This window comes from Candidatus Marifrigoribacter sp. Uisw_064 (assembly GCF_047730175.1).
Classification (GTDB): Bacteria; Bacteroidota; Bacteroidia; order Flavobacteriales; family Flavobacteriaceae; genus Marifrigoribacter.
This window is the reverse complement of the sequence record NZ_CP159833.1, coordinates 2,006,835-2,029,745: the sequence shown is the minus strand read 5'-3', so window position 1 is coordinate 2,029,745 and position 22,911 is coordinate 2,006,835. Positions and strand designations below refer to the sequence as shown.

Below are 22,911 nucleotides of genomic sequence, written 5' to 3'. Positions count from 1 at the left end.
CTAATAATTTATTTTTTTGAATTTCTTGGATGCGTATGTTTATACACTTCTTTTAATTTTGCGATACTATTAGTAGCATACACTTGAGTAGAAGCTAAACTGGAATGTCCAAGTAACTCTTTTACGGCCTTTAAATCTGCACCTTCGTTTAAAAGATGTGTTGCAAAAGAATGCCTTAATATATGAGGACTCTTTTTTACCTTTTCTGATGCTTTACTAAAGTAGTTATTTATAACTCGATACACAAGTGTTTCGTATATTTTAACCCCTTTTCTTGACAAGAAAAAATAAGCTTCATCTTTAATACTCTCTAAGTCTTTACGATAGCCAAAATATTCTTCTATTGTTTTAATTACTGAAGGAATCAAAGGAATAATTCGTTCTTTATTTCTTTTACCTAATACTTTAATTGTTCTTTGCGAAGTAGAAACATCCTTCGTTTTCAAGTTAACCAACTCTGTTCTTCTTATGCCTGTTGAATAAAACAACTCTACGATTAGCTTATTACGAATCCCATCAAAGCCTTTTTCTTGGGCTAATAAACTTAATACACTATCTATTTCTTTTTCTGAAAAAGGTACTTGAAGTTTTTTAGCTGTTTTTAAAGCTTTATGCTTTGTCAAAGGGCTTACGTCAATCTGTTTTGTTTTCAGAAGAAATTTATAATATGTTTTTAAGGAAGAAACTTTACGATTAATACTTCTGTTTGAAATTCCATCTTCTACTAATGAAATAATCCAACTACGTATGATTGAATAATTTACTGTTTTAATCTCTGAATAATCAAACTCTTCAGAAGCAAATGACAAGAAACTCTCTAAATCATTTTTATATGCCTTAACCGTATGGATGGCATATATTTTTTCAAATTCGAGATAGGATATAAATTTTGAAAAGGGCATAAAAAAAAGTCCGTTGAATAGTAAAAATACTAATTACAACGGACTTTATATGTTTAAAAAGATAAGAATCTAAATTTCTTCTTGATCTCTTAATCCTTGAATGTACTGAGCTTTTTGAATTTGTGCTCTTCTTTTAACAGACGGCTTTGTAAATTGTTTTCTTTCACGTAACTGGGTTTTTGCACCTGTACGGTCAAACTTACGCTTAAAACGTTTTAACGCTCTGTCTATATTTTCTCCTTCTTTAACTGGTATTATTAACATAGTCTCTTAACCTCCTCTCTTTTGGATGGCAAATATAATTAGTTTTTAAATGATATAAGAATGTTTTTTATATTATTTTAAAAGAAATTACTGCTTATATAAAGATGCACGTCTACTTAAGTCATATATAAGCTGTTCGTCTTCTTCACTCTCTAACAAAACATTATAATTTTTCCAAAATTCCTTATTATAAGGTCTTGGTGTAAAAATATCTTCAGACCATTCTTTATTTAAGGCTTTACTTATCGCTTCTGGATCATGAATAATTTCAGTAAATAATATTTCCTGTACCGTAGAGTAATATTGTTCTTCTTTATTCCCTTTAGGCTTGTCTGAAGATCTATCACCTACTTTTACAAGCTTTGGAGTTTCATAATAAAAATAATTTGGATACATTTTATTTTGATACTCTATATAGGTAATAATCACTTTATGATTCACCTTAGAGTTAAATAAGATTTTACTTCTGCTTTTTTGAGCATCTGAAGCAGCCACTAATTCATACTCTAATTTTTTAATCGCAAAGTTATCCCAATAAATATAAATCCATCCATTAGCTTCATATCCTTCATTAAATATGCTTCCTGTGTTTAAACCTACAAAATCTTTACTTTTTGTAATCTTTATTTTATATAACTTTTTTCCATTATCAACCAACACTGTATCTAATTCAAACTGATGTTTATTTAGCATGTTATTACCAAACAATGCTCCCTCTAAATTTGAATTTCTCACTAAATTAAGACGTCCTTTAAAGATGTTCTCTAAACCATTAAATCTTCGATCATTCCACTTAATAGCTTCAACTAAAGATGCTGTTTTTATGGTATCTCTATCCATTTTCTTGGATTTCATTTTAAAGTTTCTCTTCGTATTCTTTAAAAATGAGTAATATGAAAACAAACTATCTACATCTCTAAGGTCGTAACTCTTTCTAGTTTCATCAACATTAATTTTTAAATTATCTGTTGCACCAGAGGCATAACTCGAATCATACAATGTAAGCGCACTTTCAATAAGCCACTTAAACTCTTTAGTATTACGTTCTTTATGTCTTAAAAAACCTTTTTGCAAATAAGGCTGTTCTGGTAAGTTATTCTCTAATTTTTCAATGGCTCGCAGCACAATATCATTCCCTGTTTTAGGTCTTGTTGAAGCAATAATTAACACTTCATCTAAAGCTGCTATATCTTCTTCGAGAAATATATCCATGGAAGCATCAAAGTCTTGTATTGAGGTTTTGAATGTTTTATATCCAATTGAAGAAACAACTATAGTATCATTTTCAAACTCCCTTGGCACCACTAATAGGAATTTCCCATCCTTATTACTTATGGTACCTACTGTAGAATTTTCAATATAAATACTGGCACTTTCAATAGGCATATAAGTTAAAAAGTCGGAAACTTTACTTTTTAATTCTGTTTGAGCTACCGCATTAAAGCTAAAAACACCTATTAAAAAACTAAAAATATATTTCAGATACTTATATTTCATCTGTATTAAATTTAAATTAATTAAATAGCACTATGCAAGTTTAAAGCCAAATAGAGATTTGCCTTTATTAGCTTATGTTGCTGGTTTATATTCTTTTTTATCAATTATTATTTTAGCGAGAATCTCTCTTAAGATTTCAGAAGTTCCTCCTCCAATAGGTCCTAACCTACTATCTCTTAATAACCTTGCTAAAGGATATTCTTCCATATATCCATATCCACCTAAAAATTGAAGGCATTCATACATTACTTCATCTGCAACTTTCGTAGAAATAAGTTTAGACATCGTTGCTTCTTTTACCACATATTCTCCATCATTTAAGCGTTTTGCTGTCGTATAATTAAATGTTTTACACATTTCAACTTCACTAGCTAATTGTACGAATGAGTGACGTAACGCTTGAAATTTAGAGATTGATTGCCCAAATGCTGTTCTTTCATTCATGTAATTTAGCGTATACTCTAAAGCATATTCGCTTCTTGCATGTGCATTTACACCCATTATTAATCTTTCTAACGAAAAATGCTGCATGATATATGGAAATCCTTGATTTTCTTCTCCCATTAATTGAGAAGTAGGAATGGTAACATTATCAAAAGCAATTTCGGCCGTATCACTTGCTCTCCAACCTAATTTATCAAGTTTGGTTGCTGAAATACCAGGAGTATCTCTATCAATAACAAAAATACTGATTCCTTTGTTCCCTAGCTCAGGAGCTGTTTTTGCTGCAACTACTAAGTAGTCACTATACACTCCATTGGTTATAAAAGTTTTTGAACCATTAAGAACATAAGTATCTCCAACTTTTACTGCAGTGGTTCTCATTCCTGAAACATCTGAACCTCCAAAAGGTTCCGTAATACACAAACAGCCAATTTTATCTCCATGAGCACTTGGTGTCAAGTACTTTTCTTTCTGCTCATGATTCCCCTCTTTAGTAAGGTGCGTCATAGCCAAATATGCATGTGCCCACATATTTGCAGCAAAGCCACAAGAGTTTATTTTTTGCATTTCTTCTAAGAAGATAACAGTGTAAAACAAATCTAGCCCTAAACCGCCATATTCTTCTGGAGTTGCTAAACCAAAATACCCCATGTCTCCCATTTTTTTCCAAATGAATCGATCTACAGTACCTGATTTTTCCCAACCTTCAATGTGAGGGACTACTTCTTTTTTTAAAAAATCTTGTAAACTTTTTCTAAAAAGTTGATGTTCTTCCGTAAAGAATAATGCATTCATATGCTTCTGGTTCTTATTTAATTTCCTCCAATTAGTACTTCTTTAAAAATTTAAAAGGAGTTTATTTATTCAACCAACAAATATAATTTAATTAGTTCTAACTTTCTTTTTGTAATGCCCTCTATTTTATTTAATTCCTCTATAGAACGTATTTGTTCATTTAGTATTCTAAATTCCCATATGTTTTTAGCTATATCGAATGATATTCCTGGTATAGTAGCTATATCTGATGCTGATGCATTATTCACATTTATTTTAATGATTTCATTAGGTGTTTTTACAGTAAATTCATTTAAAACTCTTGAAACGACTTCATTACTTAACCCATACACTTGGTATAGCTGCGCATCTACTGTATATCCATTTATTTTATTACGATAGGAAACAATACGATTCGCTAAGGCTTTACCAATACCGTAAATTTCTTGTAGCTGAGTTAATGTAGCCAGATTTAAATCTATTTTTTGATGAAAGCTTTTCTTTTTAAGCCCATTATTTTTAAAGGATTTTTTAGACTTAGGATTAGTAACCCATGCTGGAAATTTAAATAAAGGGCTTATTTTATTTAATACTGAATCTGAAACTTTAGTGACCTTTTTAAAATCTGAAACTGAATTTATCCATTGGTTTTTGTCCCTATACTTTAATAACCGATCAATTTCTTCGGAAGACATTCCAAGCATATAGCCTTTGTAATCTGTAATGAAATTAGGGTTAAAGGGAAATACCTTCGGTTTTTTCTTCTTCAACTTTTCTTCATGCAAAGAGTCTAATTCCTGGGTTAACGCTTTTATTTCTTCAGAAGAAATATCGAATTCAGAGGGTTCAGAAAAATCAACAAAGAAGGAAACACTAGACAGGCCGATAATAAGTAATACTAAAAAAAAGATCCCACTTCTTTGATGACTATCAAATAGAAAGTGGGATTTAAAATTATTCATAACTCCTTAATTAATGTTGGGGAGTTATTATTTTATAAATTTAATATCAATTATTTTTTTCCTTTAATTGCTGCCAGATATTTTGTTAATTCTCCTTTTACTTTTGGCGCTAATAATACAAGTCCTACCATATTAGGTACCATCATAGCAAATATCATTGCATCAGAGAAACCAATTACAGAACCTAAACTTGCTGCAGCACCTATCACTACAAATACACAAAATAATAGTTTATAAGCATATTCCATTTTTTTAGTTCTTCCGAATAAATAAGCCCACCCTTGAAAACCGTAATAAGACCATGAAATCATAGTACTAAAAGCAAATAACACAACCGCAACAGTTAATACATATGGGAACCAAGAAATCACAGATTCAAATGCACCTGAAGTTAATAAAATTGCTTGAGCATCATTTAAAGAAGCGTTTTCTGAAACAACATTTCCTGTTATAATTAACACTAGTGCTGTCATCGTACAAACAACAACAGTATCAATAAACGGTTCTAATAAAGCAACCAAACCTTCTGATGCTGGATATTTTGTTTTTACTGCAGAATGCGCTATAGAAGCCGACCCAATACCAGCTTCGTTTGAAAAAGCAGCACGCCTAAATCCTTGAACTAAAACTCCAACGGCACCACCAACTACACCTTCAGGACTAAATGCTCCATTAAATATTTGAACAAATGCATCACCTATCATATCATACTTAGCAATTAACACAAATAAAGAAGCTGCAACATAAATTACAACCATAAAAGGCACTATTTTATCAGTTACTTTCGCAATTTTTTTAATTCCTCCAATAATTACAATACCAACAAGAACAGCCATTATAAGACCAAATAACCATCCTTTACCATGCAAAAATGAAGCTTCTCCACCAGTAATATTTTCAACTAATTGAAACGCTTGGTTTACCTGGAACATATTTCCTCCACCAAAAGATCCACCGATTACAAAAATGGCGAATAAGAAAGCTAGTACTTTCCCTAATTTACCTAAACCTTTTTCTTTTAAACCTTTAGTTAAATAATACATTGGGCCTCCATATACCGTTCCGTCCTCTGCAATATCTCTATATTTTACACCTAAAGTACACTCTACAAATTTTGATGCCATTCCTAATAAACCAGCAACAATCATCCAAAAAGTTGCTCCTGCTCCACCAATAGAAACCGCAATTGCAACTCCTGCAATATTACCTAAACCTACGGTTGCAGATAAAGCTGCGGTTAATGCCTGAAAGTGAGTAACTTCACCTTCATGTCCTTCAACAGCAATTGTTTCTATCGCATCACCTCCAGGAGTAGAATCTCCTGCTCCCTCCATTGACTCATGGTGATCTATGTCGTCATATTTTCCTCTTACAATATTTATGGCGGTAAAAAAGCCGCTAAAATTGATGAGTTTAAAATAAAGTGTAAAATATGTAGCTCCTATTATTAAAGGAAATAATACCCAATATACTTGTACTGTATCACTAAAAGGTATTTGATAAAAAATAAAATTAACAAACCATCCCGTTGCATCTCCAAACAATTGATCAATTTTTTGATCTAAACCCATTTCTGAAGTTTCTTGTGCGAAGGTTAATAAAGGAGATAAAATTGTAATAATAGCGAGAAGAATTTTCTTCATAATTGATTAGTTAATTTGTGATAAGTTAATTTATTGGGTCAGCAAGATGCTAAAAATATTGTCGATTTCAAATTTTTGAGCGTTAAAAATTTAAGCCCTTATTATACATTATATATTCCCAATAAAAAAACAGCAATTAATAAAGCAATTGCTAAGTATATTTTAGATTGAAAAAATTTTTTCATAAATCGAAAACAGAGGTTCTTTTGGTATAGACTAAATCTTTCATTTTTAACAAAAATGCCATCGTTATATAAATGGCAAATCCTGCTCCCAATGTAGCAAAGGATAAATAAATAAAAAACAAACGAATATTTTTTACACGTATTCCCAATCGATCTGCGAAACGAGAACTCACATAAAAGCCTCTTTTTTCGAAAAAATATCGAATGGTATATATGAAATGTAACATAAATGCAAATTACTATTATTAAAGGACTTTTTTTAATGAATAAGAGACAATTATCTCTTTAATAATTGAAACCCTATAGCACAATGTAAACAACGATTTTTAATGCAATACTCATTCTTTAATTGAATAATTGCTTGAGATTCCAAACTATTTTTCACCTCTACCTTATAGCCTTCAAATTCTTTGATTGTTATATTTCCTTCTTTTGAAATAGAGGTTACCAACTCAATAATCTCCTCTGATATATCTTTACCTAAATATTTAGTATAGCAGTACTTTAATGGTATGATTGTATTTATAAGCAATAGATCTACAAACTTTTTTGTTATGCCCTTTTTTCTCTTTTTAGAAGTCACTTTAAAGTTATAATGCATGTCCCAATATGGATTTGCCGTCACTAAAAATATTGCATAGAACTCTTCTAATGTTTTTGCATGTATTATTTCAGAGAATAAATTTTGCTTTAACGTATATAATACTGCTAACTGAGACAATCTAATCGTTGGGAAATTAGGAGGGCGGAGTCTAAAAAATATTGATTTGACTACCGTGCTATTTGAGAGCTTAAATTTAGATTTCAGAAATGAATAATTTCTTTGTAGTTCGAAATAATACAATTCATTGACGTCTTTTTCTAATAAACCGGCTTGACCCAACAATAATGCTTCTAATTCGAGTGCATTTTTACTGCACTTTTTTAAGGTCGAAAATGGAATTGATTTGGCGATACTAAAAAAAGATTCGCCATTTACTTTTAATCCAAAGTTCTTACTTAAGAGCGTAAACAATAATGCTTCCCAATTATTATTACTGTTTATTAATTCATTCAGAATAAATTTTGATTTTTGTTCTAACCGTTCTAAGTACAAAGAATCCAACCAATTTGAAATTATAAATGTATCGATGGTAGCGATTTCATTTTTACAATTAATTCCATTTTTAGCTAGCAGAAGATTTTGGTAGTTGTTAATTAGATTAATATCAACAATTTCTTTTAATTCAAGTGTTGGAATCAGGGTATTATCTTTTCTAAAAACATCCGTATCATGATTCCAAACCACGTGCAGAACTACATTGTCGTATTGAGGATCTTGCTCATGATGATGTGCATACCAATCTGAAGAATTAATATGGACCTCAACGTGTCCAATCCAAACAAGCTCATTAATTATAACTTGCGCATGTAAAAAATCTGGACCTGCATTAAAATTATGAGCACCCGTTTTAATAATTTGTACAATCTCTTTATTGGAAGTAAATAAATCTAGGGTGGAAAATTTTTGATACGTCCACACATAATGAAGAAAATCTTCTTTCATTTTTTTTAAGCATGTGGGAGTAAAAAGGAAGTGTTACAAAGTTAACAGAAAAGATGTAATGTTACCTTTTACAGATAATTAAATTTTAAAACACACGATTTAGTGAAGTCTTTTAGCTTTTTAGTGAAACTTTAAATACTCTCATGTTTAAATAAAATAGGCTACGCTAGTTTTTTTTTAAAATTTCGATTATCTCTTCATAGGTAGCACAAAACAATATAATTTCCTTTATCGCCATCCACAATTATTAGAATACTAGTTTTAAACTATTGTGAATCGGTTTTTAGTTGGTCATTTCATAGAGTTCAATTTTTAAATAATAAATACCTCTAAGATTATAGGTAGTAATTTGCTTTATACATAAGTAAAAGGATAATTAACTTTTATCGTTATGAAATGGTAATTGAACTATAGAAGAAAGGAGTTCTAGCTATTTACTTCATAAAATCATATTTATATAAATTAGTTTGGCCCAACATAAGTATCATTAAACCAGACTATAAAATCAAGTAATCATCATTGTTTTTCATAAAGCGGTATTCTAATACTTAATAGTAAAAATTTAAAGCTATTAAATTATGAAAAAAATATTATTTTTTATTTCGTTAATGACATTTTTAAGTACGACAGGGCAAAACATGAGTAGTGAAAACTTTTGGAAAGAGGATAAAATTAAGCATACTGTAGGGGTTTTTGGTATTAGCAGTATTACATATGCATATTTATCAATTCATAATAAGCATAAAAACCTCAGCGAATTACAGAAGCGACTAATTTCACTTTCCACAGCTATAGTTACAAGTGGTTTAAAAGAAGCTATTGATGGTATTTCGCCAAAAAGCGAAGCATCTTGGGGTGATATGGGAGCAAATATGGCAGGTGCATTAGCTTTTCAAGTAGTAATAACAATTCCTTTAAATATTAAGCGTAAAGAAAAGGGATTAAAAGACATAGCTTACAACAAAGATTAATATTGATAAACGTTATTGACTTGTTATTTTCAAGAAGCAACATATCAAAAAGGGCTTCCAGGATTGATTTTTTTTATTTGAGAAATAAAGACTACTACGAACAACGTGTATAATCATTTGCTCAGTCATCTCCTAATAGAAATTCCTTCAGAATTTCCTCTGGTTCGTTTTCTTTTACTAATTCAGTTGCTAACCAACGCAAATAACCATAGACAACACGTTAGACACGCTTTAACAAAACGTCTTGTAATACTTAAAAATAACTCTAATTATTGTGTACTTTCGACCTCTTTAAAGGTTCAACTTATGGAAAGCAATAAAATGCTAAATTATATTAAAGGTGTATTAGAAAATTTACCAACTGGTTGGTTGAGTCTAACAACCCATCGACTAGATATTTATGATGAAAAACTTGCTAAAACTCAGTTTTTAGAACAGTTTGAAGTCTTATTTAACGACAATAATTCTGAATCATCAGCACTCAATAAATTACCCACTGCTTTCGACTATATTCGATTAGGCCATCCTTTATCGTGTTTACTGGAATGGGTAATTGCTAACTTAAATAAGTTAGAACCAAACAATGTAATCAGTTTTTCATCAAAGACGGTTCCTATTTTGTCAATTCTAAGAAAAAATTTATTAGATCATAAAAATACTCAAATCATTTATACTGATGAATTACCCACTTCTTTTGATGTTGAAGTACTAAGGAGTATTTATGGCTATAAATTTGATTTAAAGAAGGTTGAGAAAGCTTCGGCTATTTCTGAATTTAACGGAAGTACTATTTTTATTTCAGATAAAACAGAAATTGCTCATATTGATCTCAACCCACATATTGACTTTTATATCAATTTTCATTCTCACTTAGGAAGTGTTTTATTAGTAAATAGTGAACAAAATAAAAATTATATTTCAGAAATTCAGCACGTTAGAAGAAGAGAGACTATTGCAATGACACCAGCCAATTCTCTTGATGCACTAAAGTCTTTAATAAAGCAATCTTTTGTTGATTCTGCTAAAATGAATCTAGCGACAAACAAAACTGCTGTAATAGATTCAATTAATGAGGTTTGCGGTACAGATACGAAAGCACTTGTTGCTTCAAGTGGACTCTCTGTTCAATATGCCATTTTAATGGGATTAGTTCACCATGCTATAGAAAACCATAAAGGAAAGGCTATCAAAATTGTTGTTCCTCCAAATTGTTATGGCGGAACTAACGATCAAGCAAGGCGTGTTGCAGCTTGTATTGAAAATGTTGAAGTAGTAGATTTACCTGTTGATGGCGATCACGATATGGTTCAAAGTATTGATATCGTTTTAGATAAAATTGCTAACGAAGATGCTGTCCCTTATATCATTGCTGAAATTCCAACAAACCCTAGAGTTGAAGTGCCAGACCTTATAAAATTAAGGGATGTTTTAAGTGCGCCCCGTAAAACTGCAAGTGGTGAAACGGCTATCGATCCCGTTTTTATTTTAGATCAAACATTTTGTCCTAATGTTCACTTTTTAGGTGAAGCCGATATACTTTCAACAGTTAGAACTATTTCATTTGCTAGTGGATCAAAATTTCCAAGTGGCGGTTTATGTACCGCTGGTTATTGTTTAGCAAATAAAAAAGGAGAAGCTTTGATGGAAAAAATAGAGTTACACCTAAGACTTTGTGATAATGAAGCTACAGATCTTCAAATGGAATTATTGGCAAAACAGTTGCCTTCAATGAAACAAAGAATTCATGATGCTTATTTGAATACCCGTGAATTTGTAAACTTTATCAAGGATACTTTACCCGCAGCTAAAATCAATTTTGTTTCAGAAGATTTAGCAAAAGAAGGATTTACTCCCTCTGTTTTTTCATTAGATCTTCCCACAAAAGGGAATACTGATAAAGAAAGAGAAGCTTATAAAAGAGACCTGAATCTTAAATTAATCAACTTAATGATTAATGAAATCCCCAATGAAAGCAAGTATTGTGTGAGTTATGGGCAGTTAAATGGCTGTTATTGGACTATACCCGCAACCTCTACTCAAGGGACGACTAAAGAAGATGATAAAGATTATATTGCCCGTGTAGCACTTTCTCCTAATATGGATCTTGAGCTTCACAAAACAGTCTTTTTACAGTTTGTTGAAAGTATTTAAATCTAGTGGAGGTTGAAATAGCTCTCAACTTATTTATATGATTTAGAGGTTTTAAAAAAATCTATGAAGATAAAAAATGAATCTTTATTTCGTATTATGAGATTCCTGCCTCCGCAGGAATTGTACTAATCTATATATCCTTGTTTACGCATCCATTCATCATTAAACATTTTACCCACATAACGACTTCCGTGGTCATGGAATAATACCACTACCACATCGTCTTTTGTAAAATGCTCTTTTAATTGCAACACTCCTTTTATAGCAGATCCTGCAGAATTACCCAAAAACATACCTTCCTCTTTGGCTAAACGTTGCGTATACACCGCTCCATCTTTATCGGTTACTTTGGTAAAACCATCTATTATGCTGAAATCAACATTTTTTGGTAAGATATCTTCACCTATCCCTTCAGTTACATAAGGGTATATTTCTTTTTCATCAAAGATTCCTGTTTCATGGTATTTTTTAAATACACTTCCGTAGGTATCAATTCCCCAAATTTTAATATTTGGATTTTGTTCTTTTAAATAATTACCAACCCCAGAAATTGTTCCCCCTGTTCCTACTCCAACTACAAAATGAGTAATTTTTCCATCAGTTTGTTTCCAAATTTCAGGTCCCGTACTTTGGTAATGTGCTTTTGCATTGCTCGGGTTATCATACTGATTTACATACCAACTATTAGGTGTTTCTTTAGCCAATCGTTTAGAAACAGAATAATAAGAACGTGGATCATCAGGCTCTACTGCTGTTGGGCAAATAATAACCTCAGCACCTACCGCTTTTAATATATCACACTTTTCTTTTGATTGCTTGTCTGCTAAAACGAAAATACATTTATACCCTTTTACGATCGCAGCTAATGCCAATCCCATACCCGTATTTCCTGAAGTACCTTCAATGATAGTTCCGCCAGGCTTTAATCTTCCATCTGCTTCTGCATCTTCAATCATCGTTAATGCCATACGATCCTTTACCGAGTTTCCTGGATTAAAAGTTTCGTATTTAGCAAGCACTAAACAAGGTAGTTCTTCAGTAATCTTATTCACTTTAATAAGTGGTGTATTACCAATTGTTTCAAGGATATTTTTTGCGTAGTCCATAGTGATTATTAATGCGGTGCAAAAATATAAAACTGGATTGACTTAGTAACTACTATTCATAACGAATCGCTTTGACAGGAGAAATTTTTGAAATTATATAAGAAGGAATTAATAACATCAATAAACACAAAATAAATGTGCCTACATTAAGAGTTAATATATAGCCAAGATCTAAATAAACAGGAGCTTCACTAACATAATAAGAATTTGGATCTAAAGGAAACAGCTTAAGGTATTTTTGTGCTAATAGCAATCCGATTCCTATAACATTTCCCCAAAAAAGACCCACAACGATAAGATACATTGCATTATACAAAAATATTTTTCGCACCATCCAATCACTAGCACCTACTGCTTTTAGAATTCCAATCATTTGAGTACGTTCTAAAATCAATACTAGCAAAGCTGTAATCATATTAATTCCAGCTACTAAAATCATAATACCTATAATTAGAGCAATATTAAAATCGAATAGATCGACCCATTCAAAAATAGAGTAATATTTATCTTTTATGGTTTGTACATCTAATAAACTACTGGTTTCTTCGTAGACTTTATTGCCAATGGCATCTATTTCAGAAAAATCATCTATAAAAAGTTCGAATGAACCGATTTCATTGTCGTTCCATTTATTAAGTCTCTGTATATGTCGAATATCGGCAATTACAAATTGTTCGTCAAATTGTTGAAAACCACTATTATAAATTCCTTTAATAGTAAACCCTCTACTTCTAGGAGGTTTTTTACTATCCTCTCTTAAAAAATAAGTAACTACCTTATCTTCTAGTTTTAGATCTAAGCGGTTGGCTAAATAAAAAGAGATTAATATGTCTTCGTTTAGTTCTGAACTAAAGTCAGGCAAAGTACCTGCTACTAAAAATTCTTTAAAATACTGCCAATCATAATCATTACTAACACCCTTTACTACGACGCCTTCAAAATCGGTTGCAGTTCTTATAATTCCACCCTTAGAAGCAGTTACTTGAATATGTCTAATTTCTTCTATGGAAGAAAAATTAGGGTAAAAATCCTGGTCTTTTGAGATAGGTATTTGTGAATCAATTGAAAAATTTGTGTCATAATTAGAAATGATGATGTCTCCATTAAAAGCAGATACTTTTTCTTTTATTTTCTTCTGAAGCCCAATTCCTGTCGCGATCGAAATTAACATCATAATAATCCCTAAAGCAATTGCAGTGATGGCAATTTTTATTATTGGTGCCGATATACTACTTTTATAGTCTTTAGCAGAAATAATTCGCTTAGCGATGAAATATTCAAAATTCACTTATTCTGTATGAAACGAGCATGCTAAAAAGTTTAACATCCAACAAATTAATTAATAGCGAACAGCATGTGACCTATTTTATAAAATAATAATAGACACATGAAATTACCTTTTTTCAAAAGTACATTTTTATTATTTCTTTTTATGGCTTTTTCCTGTGGTTCTAGCTCAGAAACAAAAGCAAAAAATCAAGATACTATCATTCAGAAAAAACAAGATTCAATTATTGATGATGCAACCATAAGAGTTGGTGCTGATCTTTCAGAACTATATCTTCCGCTGTTAAAAAACAAAAAAGTGGGTATTGTAGCAAATCAGACTTCAATGCTTTCAGAAAAAAAAATCCATCTCGTTGATTTTTTAATGGAGGAACAAGTTTCACTACTAAAAGTATTTGCGCCCGAACATGGATTCCGTGGAAAAGCAGATGCAGGTGAAGTTGTTAAAGATGGTATTGACACGAAAACAGGATTGCCAATTCTTTCATTGTACGGAAAAAATAAAAAGCCTTCACCCAAACATTTAGAAGGAATTGATATTATGATTTTTGATATTCAAGATGTAGGCGCTCGATTTTACACCTATATTTCGACATTACATTATATGATGGAAGCTTGTGCAGAAGCCAACATTCCTTTGATTGTGCTAGATCGTCCCAATCCAAATGGGCATTATATCGATGGTCCAATTTTAGAAAAAGAACATACAAGTTTTATAGGGATGCATCCTGTACCAGTGGTTCATGGAATGACCATAGGTGAATATGCTCAAATGATTAACGGCCAAGGATGGTTAAACAATAGTTTAAAATGTAATGTTACTGTGATTGAAATGAAAAATTACAGTCATACCACTGAATACTCATTGCCTATAAAACCCTCTCCTAATTTACCAAATGATATTTCCATAAGCTTATATCCAAGTCTTTGCTTTTTTGAAGGGACCATTGTTAGTGCTGGAAGAGGAACAGGAATGCAGTTTCAGATTTTTGGAGCACCTCAATTACCTCAAAAATACTTCCCATTTACTTTTACTCCGCAAGCCAATGAAGGAGCAAAATATCCTAAATTTAAAGGAGAGTTATGTTATGGTTTAGATTTAAGAGAATCAAGAAAATATAATACATTGAACCTTGAGTGGCTCATAGAAGCCTATGTAGCTTATGGGAAAAAGCCCGATTTTTTTAATGCATTCTTCACCAAATTAGCAGGTACAAAAAAGCTACAAGAACAAATTGAAAAAGGCTATACGTATCGAGACATTAGAGCAACTTGGCTAAATGATCTTGCTTATTACGATCGAATGCGTAGTCTCTATCTTTTATATAAATAAAAATAGGTAAAATGACTTGATGAAATTTTGCCCTCTTTAATCATCCACCACCTCTTCTAAATTTTTCTGGCGCTTTCCAACCTCCACCTGAATATTGAACAGGCAATCGTTTTTTCATTTCTTCAACGATATTAAATGCAGCAGGACAAATCGCAACATTTTGTAGATTTGTTTCCGAAATCTTATAAAACTTTTTTCGCCTGGTGTGCGGAAATTCTTGGCATGCTTTAGGTCTAACATCATAAATACCACATTCATTGTCATGTCCTAAAAAAATACAGGGCACCGTTTTTAAAATAAACTCATTGTCATCATCTATTTCAAGATAGGTTTCAATAAATTTTTGCTCTTTCATTTTTAAATGCTTCGCGATTCGAGTAACATCTTTGTCGGTTACCCAAGCAGGAGTTGTTTTACAACAATTTCCACAGGTAAGGCAATCTGTTTTTTCAAATTCGGCATCATGTAACTCCTCCATTAAGGTATCCAAATGTCTAGGAGGCTTATTTTTTAGTTTAACAAAAAACTTTTTGTTCTCCTTATGTTTATCTTTGGCCTTTTTAGGAAGCTGATTGAGTATTTTTTCCATCATGCCTCAAAAGTAATTCAATTTAATGAAACGGATAGATTTACATTTAAAACAAATAGAAATACATGAAGACGTTCCAACGGACCTAATTAATGAAATGTATATAAGCAGATGAAAGATATATTAGGTAAAGCTTTATTAGATTATCATAACGGAAACTATTCTGAAGATATTATTACTGAAACTAACATTAGTGAAGAAGATGAAATGCCGCTGAGTTATCTTTTTAGAAGTTATTCTGAAATGAATGCAATTGAAAAAAAAGCTTTAAATGAAACTAAAGGAAAAGTATTAGACGTAGGATGTGGCGCTGGCATTCACTCTTTATTTCTTCAGGAAAAAGGCCATGAAGTCACTGCAATAGATGTTTCTGAAGGAGCGGTTACTGTTTGTAAAGAGCGTGGTTTAAAAGACGTGAGAACTATAGAGTTACTTTCTTTAGAAGACGAAAAATTCGATACTATTTTATTGCTCATGAATGGAACTGGAATTTTTAAAAAACTGATTCATATTGCCGAATACCTTAAAAAGTTAAAAACATTATTAAAACCAAAGGGGCAAATTTTAATAGATTCGAGTGACTTACGTTATATGTATGATACAGGAGGAGAAGATGGTGGTATTATTGTTCCAGGGGATCGATATTATGGAGAGTTAGAGTTTACCATGACTTATAAAGGTATAAAGAGTGAATCATTCGATTGGTTATATTTAGATCCTACTCTTTTTGAAAATGCCTGTTTGGCTAGTGAATTTGATTTCAACATAATTAAAGAAGGAGATAATTTCGATTATTTAGCGCGACTTACCCTTTTTGACTAAGTTTTTTAAGTCTACTTATTTATAGTTTGAAAATTAAAGTTTATGTTTGTTAAAAATTTATAAAATGAAAAATATCTCTTTAAAATTAATTCTTGCATGTACCCTTTTTGTTTTTATTTTTTCATGTAAAAGTGATGATTCTGGTGATTCCGCAAATAACCCTTTTGCCGAAAACCTAAAAGTATTAGGTGCCTCTGCTGAAGATCTTTTATCTAATGATATTTATTCAACTATAACAGTTGAGTTTGCATATGCTAGTGGTTTTAAGCCAAAAGATGAAACTTTAACGTTATTTAGAACTTTATTAAATGAGCGTTTAAATAAACCAGGCGGGGTTAATTTTATTGAAACAGAGATAAGCAGTCCTTTAGATTCATCATTAACACTTGATGAGATTAAAAACTTAGAAACTACCCATAGAACTCAGTATACATCGGGCGATAACATAGCTGTATATATTTATTTTGCCAATGGTAACTCAAGCAATGATACAAGCTCTTCTGTTACCTTAGGAACTGCTTATAGAAATACTTCAATTGTTGTTTTTGAAAAAACCTTATTAGACTTAGTTAATAATCAAGGAAGTGATCTTTTAGTTCTTGAAGCTACAACAACACAACATGAATTTGGGCATATTTTAGGCTTAGTCGATTTATTAGATGATGATATTCATCCTGAAAATCATGAAGATTCTGCGCATCCAAATCATTGTGTTGTTGAAGATTGTCTTATGTTTTTTGAAAGTACTGATTTCAGAAGTTTACGTGGAAAAACTTCGGTTCCTGGATTCGATCCTTTATGCATAGCTGATCTTCAGGCAAAAGGTGGAAGATAATTTTTGTTTATATATTTTTGATATTTATTAAACATTATTGTAGTTTTATCCAAAATTTTTAATAATTTGCCACTTTATTTTAAATAAAGTAAGGTATGAATGTTAAAACTCAGTTTAGTATTAAAGACTTAGAAAACCTAAGTGGTGTTAAAGCACATACTATTAGAATTTGGGAAAAAAGGTACAATCTTCTAGAACCTTCTAGATCTGACACTAATATAAGGAGTTACGATTTAGAAAACCTTAAGAAATTACTTAACGTAACATTTTTATATAATGCTGGTTTTAAAATTTCAAAAATAGCTGAGCTATCTGAAGATAATGTGCTTAAAATAATACAAGAACAGTCTGAAAATAAAAAAGAAGAACATGCAATCAAATTATTTAAAACTGCAATGTTCGATTTTGATTATCAGCTTTTTTCTAAAACCTATCGTGACTTATTAGAATACAAATCTTTTCGAGAAGTATTTTTTGATATATTTCTACCTTTACTTAATGAGGTTGGCACCTTATGGCATACAGGGACATTAGATCCTTCGCATGAACGTTTTATTTCAGAATTAATAAAACAAAAAATAATTGTTGAAACTGAAAAAGTTCAGGATGACAAAAAAAATGAACCTCAAGTTTTCACTTTATATCTTCCCTATGAAGAAATTCATGAAATTGGATTATTATATGCTAATTACGAACTACTAAGTGCAGGTTTTAAAACAATCTACTTAGGCACAAATATTCCTTTAAACAGTTTAAAATATATTATAAAGCATCATAGTAGAATGACTTTTATATCTTATTTTACTGTAAAACCAGATAAAGAAAGTGTTACTGAATATATAGATAGATTTGAAAATGAAATTCATAAATTCTCTTCTTCAGATTTATGGGTGTTAGGAAGTAAAATTCAAAATGCTATAGTTCCTAAAACAAAGGTTAATGTTCAATTTATTTTAAGCCTACAAGATTTAATTCATAAAATAGAAAATCTAAAAAATAATAATATATTGATTAAATAACTTTTTGTTTAATCTTTTTGTATATTTGTTAAGCAATATGAAAAAAAACATATCCATAATTGGATCAGGATTCTCCTCATTATCCGCTGCTGCATACCTAGCAAAAGATGGTCACTCTGTAACTATATATGAAAAAAATAAAACAATAGGTGGTCGTGCCAGACAATATGAAAGAGATGGTTTTAAATTCGATATGGGACCAACTTGGTATTGGATGCCAGACGTTTTTGAGCGATTTTTTGCTGATTTCAATAAAAAATGTGAATCCTATTATGAATTAATAAAACTAAATCCAGCCTATAGCGTATATTTTGGTGAAAATGATTTTATAACTATAGAGGATACTTTAGAGAAAATTTATAAAACCTTTGAAAAAGAGGAAGAGGGAAGCTCCATAAAGCTTAAAAAATTTATGGAGGAAGCCCTTGATAATTACAACATTGCCATTAAAGATTTAGTATATAGGCCTGGAGTTTCAGCTTTGGAACTTGTCACTCCTATTACTATTAAAAAGATTGGGCAATTCTTTAGTACCATAAGCAAAGAAGTTCGAAAGGAATTTACGAACCCAAGATTAATATCAATATTAGAATTTCCTGTATTATTTCTTGGTGCAAAACCATCAAACACACCGGCCTTTTATAGTTTTATGAATTACGCAGATTTTGGATTAGGTACTTTTCACCCTAAAAATGGAATGTATAGTGTTATAAATGGTATGAAAAACTTAGTTGAAGAACTAGGAGTTACCATTAAAACAAACCAAGTAATTGAAAAAATTATTGTAGAAAAAGGAAAAGCATCTGCTTTAATTATAAATTCAGAAATAATTGATACTGATATTATAGTAAGTGGAGCTGATTATCATCACACTGAAACATTATTAAGTAAAGAGAATAGACAATATTCTGAAGCGTATTGGAATAAAAAAACTTTTGCTCCTTCAGCTCTTATGTTTTATGTAGGGTTTGATAAAAAGCTAAAAAATGTGAATCATCATACGCTATTTTTTGATGTAGATTTTGAGCAACACTCTAAAGAAATCTATGATACACCTAAATGGCCAAATGACCCCTTATTTTATGCTAGCTTTCCATCAATAACAGATTCAGAAATAGCACCAAAAGGTAATGAGAGCGGTATATTTTTAATTCCTATTGCTCCTGGTTTAGATGATATGCCTGAAGTGAGAGAAGAATATTTTGAAAAAATGATGAGTCGCTTCGAAAAAATTACCCAACAAGAAGTTAGAAGTAATATTCTATTTAAAGAATCATATTCTATCAATGATTTTAAAACTGATTACAATTCATATAAAGGAAATGCGTACGGCTTAGCTAATACATTAAAACAAACTGCTTTTTTACGTCCAAAATTAAAAAGTAAAAAGGTTGAAAATTTATATTTTACAGGGCAATTAAGTGTCCCTGGTCGAGGGGTTCCTCCTGCACTTATTTCAGGAAAACTAGTAGCAGGTTTAATTAACAAACAACTCAAATAACATGAAAGCTATCTTTGACAACATATCAGATTCATGTAACAAAACAATTACAAAAGCCTATAGCACTTCGTTTTCATTAGCTACGAAAATGCTGCATACATCTATTCGACAAGATATTTATAACATCTATGGATTTGTAAGACTCGCAGATGAAATAGTTGATAGCTTTCATGACTATGATAAAATAACATTATTTGAACGTCTAAAGAAAGAGTTAGATCTAGCACTAGATGAAAAAATTAGTATTAACCCAATCTTAAATTCATTTCAAAATACGGTTCATAAATATAATATAGAGAGACATCTTATTTATTCATTTATGAAAAGTATGGAACAAGACTTAAGTAAAAGTGTGTATAATACAGATGCCGAGTATAAAGAATACATATACGGATCTGCAGATGTGGTTGGATTAATGTGCTTACAAATTTTTGTAAAAGGTGATGAAGAAAAGTATCATGAATTAAAAGATGGTGCTATGCATTTAGGCTCAGCATTTCAAAAAATTAATTTTTTAAGAGACCTTAAGGAAGACCAAGAGGAATTAAACAGAATGTACTTTCCAAATACAAATCTAGACACCCTTGATGAAACTTCTAAAAAACAGATCATTCTTGAAATCGAAAGTGATTTGGCTAAAGGATATCAAGGGATCATTAATCTTCCTGTAGAAGCAAAATTTGGGGTTTATATGGCTTATAGGTATTACAAAAGATTATTAAAAAAACTAAATAAAGTACCCGCTATTGAAATTAAAAACACAAGAGTTAGGGTTGCAAACCATAATAAAATTTATATATTAACTAGAAGTTATGTAAAATACCAACTCAACTTAGTAAAATAAATGATAACAATTATTTGGATATTTTTAGTAATACTTACATTTCTAACAATGGAGTTTATGGCTTGGTTTACCCATAAATATGTCATGCATGGTTTTCTATGGAAATTACATAAAGATCATCATCATAAAAAACACAGTAGTTGGTGGGAACGAAATGACTTTTTCTTTTTATTCTATGCAATGGTTAGCATCGGTTGTTTTATAGGCTGGCAATACTTTGGGTTTTGGGCAGGTCTACCCATAGGGTTAGGCATATTTGCCTATGGACTTACGTATTTCATGGTTCACGATATATTTATACATCAACGTTTTAAGTTATTTAGAAATGCCGACAATTGGTATGCTAAAGGAATAAGAAGAGCACATAAAATGCATCATAAACATTTAGGTAAAGAAAAAGGTGAATGTTTTGGAATGTTGATTCCTCCAATAAAATACTTTAGAAAATGAAATTTCTATACCTTTTCTTAAATTTAGGGTCTATTATTATTCCTTTTATTTTTAGTTTCCATCCTAAAATAAAATTTTACAGTAAATGGAAATCATTATTCATAGGGATCATTGTAATGATGTCCATTTTTATACCTTGGGATATACTATTTACCAACCATGGAATATGGGGCTTTAATGAAAAATATATTACGGGTTATAAAATACTTAACCTCCCAATAGAAGAATGGTTATTTTTTATATGTATTCCCTATGCATGTCTTTTCACACATTATTGCCTCGTAAAGTTTTTTCCGAAAATTATATTAAGTGATAAAGCTTCATATCTAATCACAACATTATTATTCTTATCCATATTAATAGTACTAACTGTATATTTTTCAAAATGGTATACACTTATTAATTTTAGTTATGCGCTCATAATACTAACCTTAACATTGCTTATAAAGCCCAAATTATTAAATGAATTTTACCCAACGTTTTTAGTAATACTTCTTCCTTTTTTCATAATAAATGGAGTACTTACAGGAACTGGAATAGAAGGTCAAGTAGTTTGGTATAATGATGTAGAAAATTTAGGGTTTAGATTAAAAACGATCCCTTTTGAAGATATTTTTTATGCCCTCGGAATGTTACTCACTGTAGCATTAGTAATGAATAAAATAGATAAAAAAAATAAAAAAAGATGTTTAACATATTCAAAAAAAAGTCTGAAGCAGAGATCTTAGATCAACTTCATAAAAAAACACTAAAGCAAGCTTTTACACTCTCAAAAACGAATCGTTCTGAAAGTGATAAAAAATATGCTGAAGCTGAAGAAATTATGAAAAAAATAGAGGCTATAAATATAAAATAATATGGCTTTTTATCAATTTGAAAAAGAACAAAAAATAAACGCTTCCATTGATGAATTATGGGACTTTATTTCATCTCCAAAAAACTTAAAAGAAATTACGCCTGCGTATATGGGTTTTGATATTATTTCGAAAAATAATTCAGAAAAAATGTATCCAGGTATGATTATTAGTTATGTAGTGCGCCCTTTAATGAATTTAAAGACGAACTGGGTAACTGAAATCACTCAGGTAAAAGACAAAGAGTATTTTGTTGACGAACAACGTGTTGGTCCTTATAAAATTTGGCACCATCAACATATTCTAATCCCTGTGAAAGATGGTGTTTTAATGAGAGATATCATTAGCTACCAACCACCATTCGGAATCCTTGGAAAGATTGCAAATAAGTTAGTCATTAAAAAAAAGCTTAATGAAATTTTTGACTATAGATTTATAGCGTTACAAAATAAATTCGGTTGAAATCATGAAGCTACTTATCAGGTTTTTAGTTTTTTTAGTTTTAAACTTTACAGCTTTAGGACTTGGAAGTATTTTTACTAATAAAGGGGTCTCTTCTCCATGGTATTCAAATATAAACAAAGCTCCTTGGACTCCAGATGGATGGGTTTTTGGTTTCGCTTGGACCTCTATCATGATCTGTTTTGCTCTATATATGGCCTTCCTTTTTTTAAAGGTTGAAAAAAAGAAAGAGCTTTTAATTTTATTTGGCATTCAATGGATTCTTAATATTACCTGGAATCCTTTTTTCTTTTACCTTCAACAACCTATCACTGGGCTTATCATTATTAGTTTATTAACTGTTTTAATAGGTTATTTTCTATTCAACTATTGGTCAAAACTGAAGTTTAAAAGTGTTTTTATTTTTCCCTATCTTTTATGGCTATGTATAGCAACATCTCTTAATTTATATATTGTAATCTATAATTAGT

24 protein-coding genes are annotated in these 22,911 nt (G+C 30.7%); 13 read left to right on the top strand and 11 right to left on the bottom strand.

Annotated features, from left to right (window positions below):
* Positions 1–8: 8 nt before the first annotated feature.
* The 8 genes from ABXT64_RS09170 to ABXT64_RS09135 form a co-directional block, all read right to left on the bottom strand.
* On the bottom strand, positions 9–902 hold the full coding sequence (locus tag ABXT64_RS09170) for a tyrosine-type recombinase/integrase (RefSeq protein ID WP_443632628.1): 894 nt from the start codon (positions 900–902) through the stop codon (positions 9–11).
* Positions 903–971: 69 nt separating this feature from the next.
* Positions 972–1,166, bottom strand: coding sequence for a 30S ribosomal protein S21 (rpsU, locus tag ABXT64_RS09165; protein ID WP_443632627.1), 195 nt, complete (start codon positions 1,164–1,166; stop codon positions 972–974).
* Positions 1,167–1,253: 87 nt separating this feature from the next.
* Positions 1,254–2,663, bottom strand: coding sequence for a carboxypeptidase-like regulatory domain-containing protein (locus ABXT64_RS09160; protein WP_443632626.1), 1,410 nt, complete (start codon positions 2,661–2,663; stop codon positions 1,254–1,256).
* A 72-nt stretch (positions 2,664–2,735) separates the two neighbouring features.
* The gene (locus ABXT64_RS09155; RefSeq protein ID WP_443632625.1) at positions 2,736–3,902 is read right to left on the bottom strand and encodes an acyl-CoA dehydrogenase family protein; all 1,167 of its coding nucleotides are present in this window, start codon (positions 3,900–3,902) and stop codon (positions 2,736–2,738) included.
* Between the two features lie 65 nt (positions 3,903–3,967).
* Entirely contained in the window at positions 3,968–4,843 is an 876-nt protein-coding gene (locus ABXT64_RS09150) for a ComEA family DNA-binding protein (protein WP_443632624.1), read from the bottom strand.
* A 50-nt stretch (positions 4,844–4,893) separates the two neighbouring features.
* A complete protein-coding gene (locus ABXT64_RS09145) occupies positions 4,894–6,486 on the bottom strand; it encodes an alanine/glycine:cation symporter family protein (protein ID WP_443632623.1) in 1,593 nt (530 codons plus the stop codon).
* Between the two features lie 181 nt (positions 6,487–6,667).
* A complete protein-coding gene (locus ABXT64_RS09140) occupies positions 6,668–6,898 on the bottom strand; it encodes a PspC domain-containing protein (RefSeq protein ID WP_443632622.1) in 231 nt (76 codons plus the stop codon).
* Positions 6,899–6,948: 50 nt separating this feature from the next.
* On the bottom strand, positions 6,949–8,217 hold the full coding sequence (locus ABXT64_RS09135; RefSeq protein ID WP_443632621.1) for a DUF2851 family protein: 1,269 nt from the start codon (positions 8,215–8,217) through the stop codon (positions 6,949–6,951).
* A 578-nt stretch (positions 8,218–8,795) separates the two neighbouring features.
* On the opposite strand from ABXT64_RS09135, the gene ABXT64_RS09130 reads away from it, so the two are divergent.
* Together ABXT64_RS09130 and ABXT64_RS09125 are read left to right on the top strand one after the other, a co-directional pair.
* Entirely contained in the window at positions 8,796–9,188 is a 393-nt protein-coding gene (locus ABXT64_RS09130) for a hypothetical protein (RefSeq protein WP_443632620.1), read from the top strand.
* A 306-nt stretch (positions 9,189–9,494) separates the two neighbouring features.
* On the top strand, positions 9,495–11,339 hold the full coding sequence (locus ABXT64_RS09125; protein WP_443632619.1) for a cystathionine beta-synthase: 1,845 nt from the start codon (positions 9,495–9,497) through the stop codon (positions 11,337–11,339).
* 125 nt (positions 11,340–11,464) lie between these two features.
* On the opposite strand, the gene ABXT64_RS09120 is transcribed toward ABXT64_RS09125, so the two are convergent.
* Both ABXT64_RS09120 and ABXT64_RS09115 read right to left on the bottom strand, forming a co-directional pair.
* Complete coding sequence (locus ABXT64_RS09120) at positions 11,465–12,445, bottom strand: PLP-dependent cysteine synthase family protein (RefSeq protein ID WP_443632618.1); 981 nt, start codon at positions 12,443–12,445, stop codon at positions 11,465–11,467.
* 52 nt (positions 12,446–12,497) lie between these two features.
* Positions 12,498–13,733 (bottom strand): ABC transporter permease, encoded by a 1,236-nt coding sequence (locus ABXT64_RS09115; RefSeq protein ID WP_443632617.1) that lies wholly within the window; start codon positions 13,731–13,733, stop codon positions 12,498–12,500.
* Positions 13,734–13,832: 99 nt separating this feature from the next.
* Here ABXT64_RS09115 and ABXT64_RS09110 point away from each other — a divergent pair, with 99 nt between their 5' ends.
* The gene (locus ABXT64_RS09110; protein ID WP_443632616.1) at positions 13,833–15,065 is read left to right on the top strand and encodes an exo-beta-N-acetylmuramidase NamZ family protein; all 1,233 of its coding nucleotides are present in this window, start codon (positions 13,833–13,835) and stop codon (positions 15,063–15,065) included.
* 40 nt (positions 15,066–15,105) lie between these two features.
* On the opposite strand, the gene ABXT64_RS09105 is transcribed toward ABXT64_RS09110, so the two are convergent.
* A complete protein-coding gene (locus ABXT64_RS09105) occupies positions 15,106–15,654 on the bottom strand; it encodes a YkgJ family cysteine cluster protein (RefSeq protein WP_443634955.1) in 549 nt (182 codons plus the stop codon).
* A gap of 111 nt (positions 15,655–15,765) precedes the next feature.
* Between ABXT64_RS09105 and ABXT64_RS09100 the strand changes: the two genes are divergently transcribed.
* The 10 genes from ABXT64_RS09100 to ABXT64_RS09055 all read left to right on the top strand — a co-directional run bounded on the left by ABXT64_RS09100 (position 15,766) and on the right by ABXT64_RS09055 (position 22,910).
* The gene (locus tag ABXT64_RS09100) at positions 15,766–16,476 is read left to right on the top strand and encodes a class I SAM-dependent methyltransferase (protein WP_443632615.1); all 711 of its coding nucleotides are present in this window, start codon (positions 15,766–15,768) and stop codon (positions 16,474–16,476) included.
* Between the two features lie 64 nt (positions 16,477–16,540).
* Positions 16,541–17,311, top strand: coding sequence for a membrane metalloprotease (locus ABXT64_RS09095; RefSeq protein ID WP_443632614.1), 771 nt, complete (start codon positions 16,541–16,543; stop codon positions 17,309–17,311).
* Positions 17,312–17,406: 95 nt separating this feature from the next.
* On the top strand, positions 17,407–18,330 hold the full coding sequence (locus ABXT64_RS09090) for a MerR family transcriptional regulator (protein WP_443632613.1): 924 nt from the start codon (positions 17,407–17,409) through the stop codon (positions 18,328–18,330).
* Positions 18,331–18,367: 37 nt separating this feature from the next.
* Complete coding sequence (locus ABXT64_RS09085) at positions 18,368–19,831, top strand: phytoene desaturase family protein (RefSeq protein ID WP_443632612.1); 1,464 nt, start codon at positions 18,368–18,370, stop codon at positions 19,829–19,831.
* Position 19,832: 1 nt separating this feature from the next.
* Positions 19,833–20,675, top strand: a complete 843-nt coding sequence (locus ABXT64_RS09080) for a phytoene/squalene synthase family protein (protein WP_443632611.1) — start codon at positions 19,833–19,835, stop codon at positions 20,673–20,675.
* The gene (locus tag ABXT64_RS09075) at positions 20,676–21,125 is read left to right on the top strand and encodes a sterol desaturase family protein (RefSeq protein WP_443632610.1); all 450 of its coding nucleotides are present in this window, start codon (positions 20,676–20,678) and stop codon (positions 21,123–21,125) included.
* Positions 21,122–21,853 (top strand): lycopene cyclase domain-containing protein, encoded by a 732-nt coding sequence (locus ABXT64_RS09070; protein ID WP_443632609.1) that lies wholly within the window; start codon positions 21,122–21,124, stop codon positions 21,851–21,853. Before ABXT64_RS09075 ends, ABXT64_RS09070 begins: the two co-directional genes overlap by 4 nt.
* The gene (locus ABXT64_RS09065; protein ID WP_443632608.1) at positions 21,811–21,981 is read left to right on the top strand and encodes a Lacal_2735 family protein; all 171 of its coding nucleotides are present in this window, start codon (positions 21,811–21,813) and stop codon (positions 21,979–21,981) included. Before ABXT64_RS09070 ends, ABXT64_RS09065 begins: the two co-directional genes overlap by 43 nt.
* Position 21,982: 1 nt before the next feature.
* Positions 21,983–22,441 (top strand): SRPBCC family protein, encoded by a 459-nt coding sequence (locus ABXT64_RS09060; RefSeq protein WP_443632607.1) that lies wholly within the window; start codon positions 21,983–21,985, stop codon positions 22,439–22,441.
* A 4-nt stretch (positions 22,442–22,445) separates the two neighbouring features.
* The gene (locus ABXT64_RS09055) at positions 22,446–22,910 is read left to right on the top strand and encodes a TspO/MBR family protein (protein WP_443632606.1); all 465 of its coding nucleotides are present in this window, start codon (positions 22,446–22,448) and stop codon (positions 22,908–22,910) included.
* Position 22,911 lies beyond the last annotated feature (1 nt).